The following is a 12,722-nucleotide window of genomic DNA, read 5'->3' as shown; positions in this document are numbered from 1 at the left end:
ATATGCCCTCGGCCGCCGATACCGCTCAGTCAAGCAACAGCACGTCGACCTCGGCGCCCTCGGCCAGCTCGGTCGTCTCCTTGTCGATCGCGATCAGACAGTTCGCCGCCGCGAACGAGGCGAGCAGATGCGAGCCGGGACCGCCACTCGGCCCAACCTCGCCGGACACCTCGCCGAGCCGCGGCCGATACAACCCCCTGCGGTACTGCTCCTTACCGCCCGGCGAGGTCAACGCGCTGGTCAGGCGGGCCCGCACCTGCCGACGGTGCACGCTTCGGTGACCAAGCGAGCCGAGCACCGCTGGCCGCAGGAACAGCTCGACGGAAACCAGCGCGCTGACCGGATTGCCGGGCAGCGTCACCACCGGCACACCCTGATACCGCCCGCAGCCCTGCGGCCCGCCCGGCTGCACGGCGACCTTCGTGAACTCCACGCCCTGCCCGCTCAGCGCATCCTTGACCACCTCGAAGGCGCCCGCGCTCACCCCACCCGAAGTGACGAGCAGGTCCACCGAATCAAGCTCGGGAGCCAATGTCGCGTGAAACGCGCTCACGTCATCCGGCACGAATCGCAGTTCGCGCACCTCGCACCCAACCTCGCGTAGCGCACTTGCCAGCATCACCGAGTTGGACTCATAGATCTGCCCCGGCAACAGTGGCTCGCCCGGCGCGACCAGCTCCGAGCCGGTGGACAGCACCAGCACCCTCGGCGGTCGGTGCACCGGCAGGTCACGCAGCCCGACCGCCGCGGCAAGGCCAAGCTGTGCCGGCCCGAGCACCGTGCCGGGCTCGAGGATCTTGCTGCCCGCGATCACGTCCTCGCCGGTGCGCCGCAGGTGCTTGCCGACCGGCGCCGAACCGTCGATTCGCACTCGCTCGATGCCCCCATCGGTGAGCTCGACCTGCACGACGGTATCCGCGCCCGGCGGCAGTGGCGCCCCGGTCATGATCCGGTGCGCGGTACCTGGCAGCAGTGGCGGCACCTCGGTGCGTCCAGCCGGAATATCCGTGGTCACGGGCAACTCGACCGGGTTGTCCTGGTTCGCGTCGGCCACATCCACCGCGCGGACCGCATAGCCGTCCATCGCCGAGTTGTCGAACGGCGGTAGCGATACGGGCGCGATCACCTCCTCGGCAAGCACCAGGCCACGGCAGTGCGCGAGCTCGCGAGTGCTGCTCGGCTGGGCGCCGAGCAGGGTGCGGACGGTCGTGCGGTAATCGGAGACGCTCATCGGTTCGCTAGCCACGTTTGTATCCTGCCCGCGCGGTCAATCCAGGACGCCAACCTATGACCCAAACGGGAGTGATGCATGTCACCGCGGGGTCCTCGTGTCACACTGCGCGGGCGGTTGCGGAGGGACACGAGGCAATACGGAGGGCAGCGTGCAGGTGCACACCCGGCATGGACCCGCTTTCGGGGTGGTGCGGTTGCTGCTCTCCTCGGGTGAAGCGGTCCGCTCGGACACGGGCGCGATGGTGGCAAGCAGTTACGGCGTCACCCTGGAAACCTCCGGCAAGCGCCCGGTCTCGACGGTGTACACCGCGCCCGAAGCCGGCGGCTGGGTGGACATCGCGCCGGCGGCCGCGGGGGATGTCTACCCGCTAGAAATGGATGGCCGCACCGGTTGGTGTCTTGCCCGCAACAGCGTGCTTGCGATGACCAAGGGCCTGCGCTCCGATCCGCATTGGTCGGGTTTTCGTCCCCTGTTCGGCAGTGACGCTGGCTTTCTCGAGTACTGGAGTGGCGCGGGTGGGTTGGTGCTGACCAGCCATGGCGCGGTCGACATGCTCACCCTCGAACAGGGCGAATTGATCACCGTTTCGCCCGCCTATTTGCTGGGTTATCCGGAAGGCGTGCAGAGCAGGCTGCGCGCACTTGATCAGTCCGCGCCACAGTCCATGCGCACCGGTGAAGGCCTCGCGGTCGACTTCGCCGGCCCGGGACAGGTACTGCTGCAAACCAGGGCGCGCTAACCCACACCGGTTTTGTTCCGTGCTCCAGCCGGGCGTTGATCACTCAAAAAGCCGCAGCCGAGAGGGCTGTCTGTGGCTCCCAGTTCGGGTAGCGTTGCCGGTGCTTCAAGCGGTGCCCGCGCGGCGCCGTGTTCGATATCTCAAGGAGGACGCCGTGGCTGTCGGCACGGTCAAATGGTTTAACTCGGAAAAGGGTTATGGATTCATTGAATCCCCCGAAGGTCCGGACGTTTTCGTCCATTACTCCGCGATCCAGATGGACGGGTTCCGCACCCTGACCGAGGGAGACCGGGTGGAATTCGAGGTTCAGGCCGGTCGTGATGGCCGGAGCCAGGCGGCTGACGTCCGCAAGGTCTGAGTGCGCATTGTTAGGGCATTGCGCCCTTGACCGTTTGCGTATTTGACGGATGGCTCGGCTCGACGTGACGGGATCACGCCGGGCCGGGCCTTCGTTATCCGGCCCACTTCACATCGGTGTGGCTCGGTGCGCGCTAGGCTGCGCTGCGTGTCGGAGGACCTCACCGGAACCCGCCTAGGGCATTACCGCATCGACGGGGTGCTCGGCCGCGGTGGCATGAGTGTGATGTATCGAGCCACTGACGTCCGGCTGGGCCGCAAGGTCGCGTTAAAGGTGATCGGTGAGCACCTTGGTGGGGACGCGGAATTTCGCGAGCGATTCGTCGACGAGGCCCGTAATACCTCCGCCATCGACCACCCCAACGTCGTCCCGCTCTATGACTTCGGGGATGTGGACGGCAAGCTCTACATCGCGATGCGTCTGGTCGACGGCCCCGATCTGGCCGGCCTGATCAACGGTGGTCCGCTGGCGCCGCGGCGCACGCTCGCGCTGCTCGGCCAGATCGCCGAGGCGCTGGACACGCTGCACGGCCGGGGGTTGGTGCACCTCGATCTCAAGCCGGCGAACGTGTTTGTCACCAGCATGGAGTCGAGTAAGGAACACATCTATCTCGGCGACTTCGGGTTGACCAGACGTGGGGTCACCGGCCACCGGACGCGCACCGGAGATTTCCTCGGCTCACCCACCTACGCCGCGCCCGAACATCTGCGCGGCGAACCGGTGGACGGCAGGGCCGACGCATACTCCCTCGCCTGCATGTTGTTCGCCTGCTGTACCGGTCGGCCGCCGTATCAGGGCGATGTGCAGGATGTGATCAAAGGGCATCTAACGCTGGATCCACCTGCCGTTTCGCGGGTGGTCGCGCTACCGTCAGCGATCGACGACGTGGTGCGGCGCGGGATGAGCAAGGAGCCGGACGCGCGTTACGGCGGCTGCGCGGAACTGATCGCCGCCGCCCGTGCCGCGCTTGGCGAGGCCGCGGATTCACCGGAAGCGCCCGAGCAGGCGGGCCGTGCTTCGCATACCGACATCATGGCGCCCGTTTCCCCGCCAGCGGGGGTCAACTACGGACCGTCTTCCGGACCGCAGCCAACCGCGCAACCGTCGGCCCAGGGGCCAGCTGGTCAGCCAGGCGCATCCGGCGCCCATCCACCAAGTGGCTCGTTTCCGGCGCACCAGCCGCTCGCCCAGCAGCACCCGAACCAGCCGGGCGGTATGCCGCCGCGACCACCGATGCCCTCCCAGCCGCCGATCCGGCAGGCGCACGGCGCGCCGCAGGCCGAATCGAATGCCCGCAAGTGGGTTGTCGCCATCCTCGCTGGAGCGGTCGCGCTCGTCGCGATCGTGTTGATCGCTACCCTGGTCGCCGGCTGAATCTTGGCAGGCCGGCTAGCGGGTGGCGCTGACCAGGCCAGCTTGCACTCGCCGCCCACGAGTGCTAAACACGGGACTAGCACTCGGCGTATGCGAGTGCTAGATGGGCCGAAGAATTCGACCCGTCTGGAAGGTCGGGAAGGTGAGGCCGTCGCCCCGTGCGTCGGTCGTCCGTCGCGGGCACCGAGCCTGGCCGAGCCGTGTCACATCGATTGATGGACGGTAAGCCCGTCATCACCATCGGAGGACCACACCGCAATGGCCAAACTGATTGCGTTTGACGAGGACGCGCGCCGCGGTCTCGAGCGCGGACTGAACACCCTCGCAGACGCCGTCAAGGTGACGCTCGGCCCGCGTGGCCGGAATGTCGTGCTCGAAAAGAAGTGGGGCGCGCCGACCATCACCAACGACGGCGTTTCGATCGCCAAGGAGATCGAGCTCGAGGACCCGTGGGAGAAGATCGGGGCAGAGCTCGTCAAGGAAGTTGCCAAGAAGACCGACGACGTCGCGGGTGACGGCACCACCACCGCCACCGTGCTGGCTCAGGCCCTGGTCAAGGAGGGTCTGCGGAACGTCGCGGCCGGTGCCGACCCGCTTTCGCTGAAGCGGGGCATCGAGCAGGCCGTCGAGGCTGTCACCGAGCAGCTGCACAAGATGGCCAAGGAGGTCGAGACCAAGGAGCAGATCGCTGCTACCGCCTCGATTTCCGCCGCTGACACCGGCATCGGCGAGCTGATCGCCGAGGCGCTGGACAAGGTCGGCAAGGAAGGCGTTGTCACCGTCGAGGAGTCGAACACCTTCGGGCTGGAGCTGGAGCTCACCGAGGGTATGCGCTTCGACAAGGGCTACATCTCCGGTTACTTCGTGACCGACGCCGACCGGCAGGAAGCGGTCCTCGAGGACCCGTACGTCCTGCTGTTCGGTTCGAAGATCTCGAACGTCAAGGACATGCTGGCGCTGCTGGAGAAGGTCATGCAGTCCGGCAAGCCGCTGCTGATCATCGCCGAGGACGTCGAGGGCGAGGCGCTGGCCACCCTGGTCGTCAACAAGATCCGCGGCACCTTCAAGTCCGTCGCCGTCAAGGCGCCCGGCTTCGGTGACCGCCGCAAGGCGATGCTGCAGGACATGGCCATCCTGACCGGTGGCCAGGTCATCAGCGAGGACGTGGGCCTCAAGCTGGACAACGCCGACATCTCGCTGCTGGGCACCGCCCGCAAGGTCGTCGTGACCAGGGACGAGACCACCATCGTCGAGGGCTCCGGAGACGCCGAGCAGATCCAGGGTCGGGTCAACCAGATCCGCAAGGAGATCGAGAACTCCGACTCGGACTACGACCGGGAGAAGCTGCAGGAGCGGCTGGCGAAGCTGGCTGGCGGCGTTGCCGTCATCAAGGCCGGTGCCGCTACCGAGGTCGAGCTCAAGGAGCGCAAGCACCGCATCGAGGACGCGGTGCGCAACGCCAAGGCTGCCGTTGAGGAGGGCATCGTCGCCGGCGGTGGCGTTTCCCTGCTGCAGGCCGCCGAGGCTGCCTTCGCCGGTCTCAAGCTCGAGGGCGACGAGGCCACCGGCGCCGGCATCGTGAAGGTCGCCGTCGAGGGCCCGCTCAAGCAGATCGCGGTGAACAGCGGTCTCGAGGGTGGCGTCGTGGTGGAGAAGGTCAAGGGCCTGCCCGTCGGGCACGGTCTGAACGCCGCCACCGGCGAGTACGAGGACCTGCTCGCGGCCGGCGTGCCGGACCCGACCAAGGTCACCCGTTCGGCGCTGCAGAACGCCGCGTCGATCGCCGCGCTGTTCCTGACCACGGAAGCCGTGATCGCGGACAAGCCGGAGAAGGCCGCTGCCGGCGGTGGCGACCCGACCGGTGGCATGGGCGGTATGGAAGGCATGATGTAAGTACTGCCTTTTCAGGCTGCTACGGGCCCGGTTCTCCATACGAGAGCCGGGCCCGTTTCGTGTGACCGCGTTCTTCAGGGTTAGCGAGTCTGTCGTGGTCGCCGGCGTTCCGAGATCGCAATCTTTAGGGATCTTGCCGTGTGTGGGCGTTGACACGTGGCTAGGCTGCGTTCATGGGCGAGGTCGTATTCCTGCACGGTCTCGGTGCGACGCCGGCATCATGGGACGCTCAGCTGGCCAGCCTTCCTGGCGGTTACCGCGGATTCGCCCCGTCGATCACCGGGCTGGCCGATACCGAGCCAGCTGATTTCACCTTCGCCCGTGCCGCGACCGGCGTCCGCGCCGAACTCGATCGGCGCGGTATCGAAAGGGCCCATCTGTGCGGCCTCTCCCTTGGCGCCATGGTCTCGGTGCGGTTCGCCATCGATTATCCGGACCGAGTCGCTACGCTGGTGCTTTCCGGTGGGCAGGTGCGTCCGTCGCCGGTACTGATGGCCGCCCAGTCCGCGATCACGCGACTGCTGCCGGCACGTTTCGCCGCGCCGGATGGAATGAGCAAGCAGCGTATGCTCGCCGTGACGCGGCAGATCGCCGCCGCCGACTTCCGTGGTCGGCTCGGTGATATCGGCGCACCGACGCTGGTGCTCTGCGGTTCCCGCGATTTCGTCAATCTCCCTGCGGCTCGTGCCCTTGCCTCCGGTATTCCTGGTGCCAGGCTGCGGGTCATCACCGGCGGAGGGCATCCGCTGAACACGCAGAAGCCCGAAGAGTTCGCCGCGGAGCTGGCCGCGTTCCTGCCAGCAGCCGAAGCGCAGTGATCACTTGCGGTGTGCGGTGCTCGCCCAGGAAGCTGCTCGAGCGAGCGGTATGGCGCGGTGGCCGTGCCGCCGAGCTGAGCAAGGGAGTTGTGCATGCGCAACAGGACTATCGCGTTCGGGGTGGCGATACTCGCCGTACTCGGATTCGGCGCGGCGAGCGCGGTTGCCGCGCCGGCCGACACCGGATCGCGAGTGGAACTCGCGGGCGGGCCGGCGGAAAGCCGACTGGATGCCATCAAGGATCGCGGCAGTGTGCAGGTATGCAGCACCGGCGACTACCGGCCGTTCACCTACCTCGACCCGGAAACCGGCGAGTGGAGCGGTATCGATCTGGATATGGCCGGGGACATGGCCAAGCGGCTCGGGGTTGACCTGGAGATCGTGGAGACCACCTGGTCGAACCTGATGGACGACCTTGGCAAGCGCTGCGATCTGGCCGTCGGCGGGGTTTCCATCACGCTGGAGCGCGCCGAGCAGGCCTTCTTCACCGAGGCCATCCTGCAGGACGGCAAAACCCCGATCACCCGCTGCGAGAACGTGGACAAGTTCCAGACGCTGGAGCAGATCGACCAGCCTGGTGTTCGGGCGATCGTCAATCCTGGCGGTACCAACGAGGAGTTCGCCGACACGAACCTGAAGCAGGCGACCATCGTGCGGCATCCGGACAACAACACGATCTTCGAGGAGATCGTTGCCGGCAATGCGGATCTGATGATCACCGACGCCGCGGAAACCAAGTGGCAAGCCAATGAGCACCCCGAGCTGTGCTCGGTACACCCGGAGGAGCCGTTCACCTTCTCCGAGAAGGCATACCTGTTGCCGCGTGGCGATGTGATCTTCCAGCAGTGGGTGGATCAGTGGTTGAACATCGCGCGAAACGACGGCACTTACGACCGGTTCGCCGAACCCTGGCTCGGCTGACCGGGCGACGAGCGCGGGGTGTCGAGGTAGGCGAGCAACTCGTCGAGGAAATCGCCTGCCTCGCGCGCCGCGCCATCGGGGTCCCGCGCGGCGATCGCCTCAACCAGCCCGACATGGGAGATATCGGTCCGCTGCCATGGATCGTGCACCGTACTTGCCACACTCGCGGTGACCGCGTCGGTCAGTTCGTGATAGAGCTGGATGAGCAGCGGGTTCGCCGAACAGTCGAGGACCAGCCGGTGAAACTCGGCATCCAGCGGGACGAACGCGCCCCAATCACCCGCGTCGTAGGCCTTTTCCCGCTCGTGTAGCGCGGATCGCAGCGCACGCAGCTGCGCGTCGGTGCGCTTCTCCGCGGCCAGCCGGGCCCCCTCCACCTCCAGCGCGCGGCGTACCTCGAGCACTTCCCGTAGTTCGCTGCCACACAGCCGGCGTACCGCCCCGGCCAGTTCACTGCGCGCCGTGACGAAGGTCCCGTCGCCCTGGCGCACCTCGAGCAACCCCGCATGGGCTAACGCGCGCACCGCCTCCCGGACGGTGTTGCGGCCGACGCTGAGCTGATCCATCAGCTCCGGTTCGGTAGGAATCCGCTGCCCCACTGGCCATTCACCAGCAGTGATCGCCGCGCGCATCTGCTCGATTACCTGATCGACAAGCCCCGTTCGGCGAGTAGTGGCCAACGGCACGCCTGATCACCCTTTCATCCGAACATCCCATGTTTAGCATAGTAAGACGTGACCAGAACAGTGCCGGTTACCTCGAGCGGCGAGCCCGAGGGCGCAACCGATCCATCGAACCCCGCGCCGGTCCGGCATCGTCCGCTGCTCGGCGGCACGCTGCTCGCGATCGGCGTCGTGCTCACCGCGCTGAACCTACGGGCCGCGGTCACTTCGGTCTCGTCCATGCTCGGCGATATCCGCGACTCGCTCGGCGCCTCCGCGACCTGGGTGAGCTTGCTCAGCTCGGTGCCAACACTGTGCTTCGCGGCGGCAGGCTTCCTCGTCCCCTGGTTCGGCCGCCGGTTCGGCATGGCGCGAGCGATAGGTTTCGGCCTTGCCCTGATCGCGGCCGGACAGTTGCTTCGGGTGCTCGACGGGCCGGTCGTCGTGCTCGCCGGCACCTTGGTCGCCTGCGGTGGCATCGCGATCGGCAATGTGCTCATCCCCGTCGTGGTCAAGGAGTCGTTTGCCGCCAGGGTCGGCCTGATGACCGGGGTGTACACCGCCGCATTGCAGGCGAGCGGTTCGTTGGGTTCCTCGTTGACCCCGCAACTGGACGCTTTCGTTGGTAGCTGGCGGTTCGCGCTGGCCAGCTGGGTGCTGCTCGCGTTGCTGGCGCTCGGGGTCTGGGCACTCGGCGCGCGGCACGGTGCCGCGGTGGTCACCGAGGCGAGCGAGCCAGCTCCGGTTAGCCGGTCGCTACTGCGCAGCCCGCTCGCTTGGATCGTGACGGCGTTCTTCGCGCTGCAATCACTGGCCGCTTACGTGCTGCTGGGTTGGATGCCGCAGGTGTGGGTCACCTCCGGCGTCGACCGGGGTACCGCCGGTCTGCTGCTCGGGCTGGTCTCGATCATCGCCGTGCCGGTGAGCCTGGTGGCACCGGCGCTAGCCGCTCGGCGACCGAGCCAGTCCGGCTGGATCGCCGGGCTCACCCTGGTGTTCCTGGCCGGGATGACCGGCATGATGCTCGCGCCGGCCAGTCTGCCCGTGCTGTGGGCGATCCTGCTCGGGATCGGCAGCAGCGTGTTCGCCATGCTGCTCGCGGTACTGCCGTTGCGTACCAGGAACTCGGCGGATACCGCCCGGTTGTCCGCGATGGCGCAGGGCATCGGTTACCTGTCCGCCTCGGCTGGGCCGTTCCTGTTCGGCATGCTGCACGAGGCGACAGGGGATTGGACGGCGTCCTTCGTACTGGTGCTGGTGGTGCTGACGGTGCAGCTCGTGGTCGGCTGGTTTGCTGGGCGGCCGAGGTACGTTTAGCCTGCTCAGTCTTCCTCCGGCATCAGGATCCAGCAGGCGAGGTAGACCAGCACCCCGGTGCCGAAACTGAAGATGGTGCCGACGGTGAAGATGATGCGCAGCAGGGCGGCGTCGACGCCGAGCATCTTGGCCCAGCCGCCACAAACACCCGCGAGCATCTTGTCCGAACGGCTCCGGCGCAGCTTCTTGAAGTTGTCCTTTTGCAGAATGTTGTTCGTCATGTGTCTATAGTCTGCGTTTCGCGGCCAGGCGGCATCGGGGATGATCCCTGAACCAACCCGGATTCCGCCGAGGGCGAGTCGGGGAACCGAGTGAAGCGAGGAAGTCCGTGGCAGAAGTGACGTCAGTCGAGCTGAGCCTGGCCGACGCGCGGCAGGTACTCGCCGCCCAACCATTCAGCGTGCTGCTCGGGACGCGGTTGACCGCGTTCTCGGCAAGTGAGGTCGTACTGGAGATCGATATTCGCGCCGAGTTGCACCAGCAGAACGGGTTTGTCCACGGTGGTGTGCTCAGCTATCTGGCGGACAACGCGTTGACCTTCGCCGGTGGTGCCGCGCTGGGCCCAGCGGTGCTCACGCGGGGGTTCTCCGTCGACTACCTGCGGCCGGCCACCGGCACGTTGCTGCGGGCGGCTGGGCAGGTGGTGACCGCAACGCGTGGTCAGGCGGCAGCGCGATGCGAGATCTACGCGCTGTCCGACGATGCCGATGCGCCGGCAACCCTGTGTGCGCTGGCCCAGGGAACCGTGCGGGCGGTGCGCGAAGGTGGTTGAGGGGTGCACCTGGCTATGGCGGATGCGGTGTCTCGTACGGTCGGTGCCATGAACGGTGTGCATGTGGTGGACCAGTGGCCGGTGGACAATGTTGCCGTCGCGGTGATCGGCGCGGACGGTGCGCGACTCGCGGAACACGGTCCGGCCGATCGGGTGTTCGAGCTGGCCTCGGTGACCAAGTTGCTCAGTGCCTACGGTGTGCTGATCGCCGTCGAGGAGGGCGCGCTCGAGTTGGATCAGCCGGCCGGTCCAGCAGGGTCGACCATCCGGCATCTGCTCGCGCACGCTTCGGGGCTCGCCTTCAACGAGCACAACCAGCAAGCCGAACCCGGCAACCGGCGGATCTACTCGAGTTCCGGCTACGAGGTCCTTGCCGACGAGGTGCACGCCGCGACCGGGATCCCGTTCGACAAGTACCTGTCCGAGGCGGTGTTCACCCCGCTCGGGATGCGCTCCGCGGAGTTGCGGGGCTCGGCTGGGCACGGCGCGGTGGCCAGTTGTGCTGACCTCGTCCCGTTTGCCGCTGAACTACAGGCGCCGCAACTGATCGCGGGGGAGACGCTGGTTGCCGCCCGTACCGTGCAGTTCCCCGGGTTGAACGGTGTGGTGCCCGGGTTTGGCATGCAGCGCCCGTGTGACTGGGGGCTTGGTTTCGAGCTTCGCGGGCAGAAGAGTCCGCATTGGACTGGCGAGCTCAGCTCGCCGGAGACCTTCGGGCACTTTGGACAGGCAGGTACCTTCCTGTGGGTGGACCCGGCGGCTGGTGCGGCGTGCATCGCGCTAACCGACCGTGTTTTCGGCGACTGGGCGAAGGAGTACTGGCCGCCGTTTACCGACGGTATCCTCCGCGAGCTGGCCTAGCGCCCGAGGTAACCGCGTTCTTCAAGGTCAGCGAGATCAGGGGAGTGCGGGGCCGAGCAGGTCATCGGCGTCCACGATCGTATAGGCGTAGCCCTGTTCGGCGAGAAAGCGTTGCCGGTGCGCGGCGTAGTCCGCGTCCACCGTCTCTCGTGCCACCACCGAATAGAAATGCGCCTGCCGGCCATCGCCCTTGGGGCGAAGCAGCCGGCCAAGCCGCTGTGCCTCTTCCTGGCGGGAACCGAAGGTGCCGGACACCTGAATGGCCACCGAAGCTTCCGGCAGGTCAATCGAGAAGTTGGCTACTTTGGACACAACGAGGGTGCGGATCTCGCCGTTACGGAACGCGTCGAACAGCTTCTCGCGTTCCTTGTTCTTGGTTGACCCCTGCACGATTGGCGCGTCCAGTTCGGCGCCGAGCTCTTCGAGTTGGTCGAGATACGCGCCGATCACCAGCGCTGGCTCGTCCGGGTGTTTGTCCACAATAGAGCGTACGATGCGCAGCTTGGTCCGTGAGGTCGAGGCGATCCGGTACTTCTCGTCCGGCTCTGCCGTCGCATAGGTCAGCCGCTCGTTTTCGGTGAGCATGCCGCGCACCTCGATGCATTCCGCTGGCGCGATCCAACCCTGCTGTTCAATATCCCGCCACGGCACGTCGAAGCGTTTCGGTCCGATCAGCGAGAACACGTCGCCCTCGCGGCCGTCCTCACGCACCAGGGTCGCGGTAAGCCCGAGCCGGCGGCGCGACTGTAGATCGGCCGTCATCCGGAACACCGGGGCTGGCAGCAGATGCACCTCGTCGTAGATCATCAACCCCCAGTCCCTCGAGTCGAAGAGCTCGAGGTGCTTGTACCCGTCCTTGGTTCGCCGGGTGACCACCTGGTAAGTGGCGATCGTGACCGGACGGATCTCCTTGCGTTCCCCGGAGTACTCGCCGATCTCCTCCTCGGTCAGCGAGGTGCGCGCGATGAGCTCGCGCTTCCACTGCCGGCCAGCGACCGTGTTTGTCACCAGGATCAGTGTGGTCGCCTTCGCTTCGGCCATCGCCGCGGCGCCAACCAGGGTCTTACCCGCGCCGCAGGGCAGCACCACGACACCCGAGCCGCCAGCCCAGAACGCCTGTACGGACTGCCGTTGATACTCCCGCAGCTGCCAGCCGTCCTCGTCGAGCTCGATCGGATGTGCCTCACCGTCCACATAGCCCGCAAGGTCCTCGGCGGGCCAGCCGACCTTGAGTAGCTGCTGCTTCAGCCTGCCGCGTTCGGACGGATGCACCACGACGGTGTCGTCGTCGATCCGATCGCCAAGCATCGGCGCGATCTTTTTGTTGCGCAGTACTTCCTCGAGTACCGCGCGATCCGTTGTGGACATTACAAGGCCATGCGCGGGGTTGTTCGCCAGCTGCAGCCGGCCGAACCGGCCCATGGTGTCCACCACGTCGATCAGTAGTGGCTGCGGAACGGGGAACTTCGAGTAAGTGGTGAGCACATCGACCACTTGCTCCGCGTCATGCCCCGCGGCCCGCGCGTTCCACAGCGCGAGCGGTGTCACCCGGTAGCTATGCACATGCTCGGGGGCGCGTTCCAGCTCGGCGAACGGCGCGATCGCGGTCCGTGCCTCATCGGCTTTCGCATGGTCGACCTCGAGCAGCACGGTCTTGTCGGACTGCACGATCAGTGGTGCGTCGGCCACGCGTCCTCCTCGGTAAAGCCATGGAAACGCGGTACACCTCGAGGTGTCCGCCCGTCCATTTATACGCCGCTGCCGGGTGCTCGG

The 12,722-nt window shown here is 66.6% G+C and carries 13 protein-coding genes; 9 read left to right on the top strand and 4 right to left on the bottom strand.

The features are described from left to right. Nucleotides 1-25: 25 nt before the first annotated feature. Nucleotides 26-1,231 carry a molybdopterin molybdotransferase MoeA gene (gene moeA, locus EV191_RS02675; protein WP_132876106.1) on the bottom strand — a complete coding sequence of 402 codons (1,206 nt, stop codon included), beginning with the start codon at nt 1,229-1,231 and terminating at the stop codon, nt 26-28. A gap of 151 nt (nt 1,232-1,382) precedes the next feature. On the opposite strand from moeA, the gene EV191_RS02670 reads away from it, so the two are divergent. The 6 genes from EV191_RS02670 to EV191_RS02645 all read left to right on the top strand — a co-directional run bounded on the left by EV191_RS02670 (nt 1,383) and on the right by EV191_RS02645 (nt 7,337). Next, nucleotides 1,383-1,973 carry an AIM24 family protein gene (locus EV191_RS02670; RefSeq protein ID WP_132875173.1) on the top strand — a complete coding sequence of 197 codons (591 nt, stop codon included), beginning with the start codon at nt 1,383-1,385 and terminating at the stop codon, nt 1,971-1,973. 154 nt (nt 1,974-2,127) lie between these two features. Then, nucleotides 2,128-2,331: a cold-shock protein gene (locus tag EV191_RS02665; protein ID WP_132875172.1), complete on the top strand. Its 204-nt coding sequence runs from the start codon at nt 2,128-2,130 to the stop codon at nt 2,329-2,331. A gap of 147 nt (nt 2,332-2,478) precedes the next feature. Beyond that, nucleotides 2,479-3,705, top strand: a complete 1,227-nt coding sequence (locus EV191_RS02660) for a serine/threonine-protein kinase (protein ID WP_132875171.1) — start codon at nt 2,479-2,481, stop codon at nt 3,703-3,705. Nucleotides 3,706-3,963: 258 nt separating this feature from the next. Beyond that, nucleotides 3,964-5,598, top strand: coding sequence for a chaperonin GroEL (gene groL, locus EV191_RS02655; protein ID WP_132875170.1), 1,635 nt, complete (start codon nt 3,964-3,966; stop codon nt 5,596-5,598). Nucleotides 5,599-5,771: 173 nt separating this feature from the next. After that, a complete protein-coding gene (locus EV191_RS02650) occupies nt 5,772-6,416 on the top strand; it encodes an alpha/beta fold hydrolase (RefSeq protein ID WP_132875169.1) in 645 nt (214 codons plus the stop codon). Nucleotides 6,417-6,509: 93 nt separating this feature from the next. Further along, nucleotides 6,510-7,337 carry a transporter substrate-binding domain-containing protein gene (locus EV191_RS02645; protein WP_132875168.1) on the top strand — a complete coding sequence of 276 codons (828 nt, stop codon included), beginning with the start codon at nt 6,510-6,512 and terminating at the stop codon, nt 7,335-7,337. Here EV191_RS02645 and EV191_RS02640 read toward each other — a convergent pair. After that, nucleotides 7,304-8,023, bottom strand: coding sequence for a FadR/GntR family transcriptional regulator (locus tag EV191_RS02640; RefSeq protein WP_132875167.1), 720 nt, complete (start codon nt 8,021-8,023; stop codon nt 7,304-7,306). The two genes, EV191_RS02645 and EV191_RS02640, sit on opposite strands and share 34 nt — an antisense overlap. Nucleotides 8,024-8,071: 48 nt before the next feature. Between EV191_RS02640 and EV191_RS02635 the strand changes: the two genes are divergently transcribed. After that, complete coding sequence (locus EV191_RS02635; protein ID WP_243658716.1) at nt 8,072-9,316, top strand: CynX/NimT family MFS transporter; 1,245 nt, start codon at nt 8,072-8,074, stop codon at nt 9,314-9,316. A gap of 5 nt (nt 9,317-9,321) precedes the next feature. On the opposite strand, the gene EV191_RS02630 is transcribed toward EV191_RS02635, so the two are convergent. Beyond that, complete coding sequence (locus tag EV191_RS02630) at nt 9,322-9,537, bottom strand: PspC domain-containing protein (RefSeq protein WP_132875166.1); 216 nt, start codon at nt 9,535-9,537, stop codon at nt 9,322-9,324. Nucleotides 9,538-9,644: 107 nt separating this feature from the next. Between EV191_RS02630 and EV191_RS02625 the strand changes: the two genes are divergently transcribed. Together EV191_RS02625 and EV191_RS02620 are read left to right on the top strand one after the other, a co-directional pair. Further along, nucleotides 9,645-10,088 carry a PaaI family thioesterase gene (locus EV191_RS02625; protein WP_243658715.1) on the top strand — a complete coding sequence of 148 codons (444 nt, stop codon included), beginning with the start codon at nt 9,645-9,647 and terminating at the stop codon, nt 10,086-10,088. Nucleotides 10,089-10,136: 48 nt separating this feature from the next. Continuing rightward, a complete protein-coding gene (locus EV191_RS02620) occupies nt 10,137-10,949 on the top strand; it encodes a serine hydrolase domain-containing protein (protein WP_132875165.1) in 813 nt (270 codons plus the stop codon). A gap of 36 nt (nt 10,950-10,985) precedes the next feature. Here EV191_RS02620 and EV191_RS02615 read toward each other — a convergent pair whose 3' ends face one another. Continuing rightward, the gene (locus EV191_RS02615; RefSeq protein ID WP_132875164.1) at nt 10,986-12,638 is read right to left on the bottom strand and encodes a DNA repair helicase XPB; all 1,653 of its coding nucleotides are present in this window, start codon (nt 12,636-12,638) and stop codon (nt 10,986-10,988) included. Nucleotides 12,639-12,722: the final 84 nt, after the last annotated feature.

The sequence above is a fragment of the Tamaricihabitans halophyticus genome (assembly GCF_004340875.1).
Taxonomy (GTDB): Bacteria; Actinomycetota; Actinomycetes; order Mycobacteriales; family Pseudonocardiaceae; genus Tamaricihabitans; species Tamaricihabitans halophyticus.
Note: the sequence above shows the minus strand (reverse complement) of the source record. Positions and strands in the feature narration are given on the sequence as shown.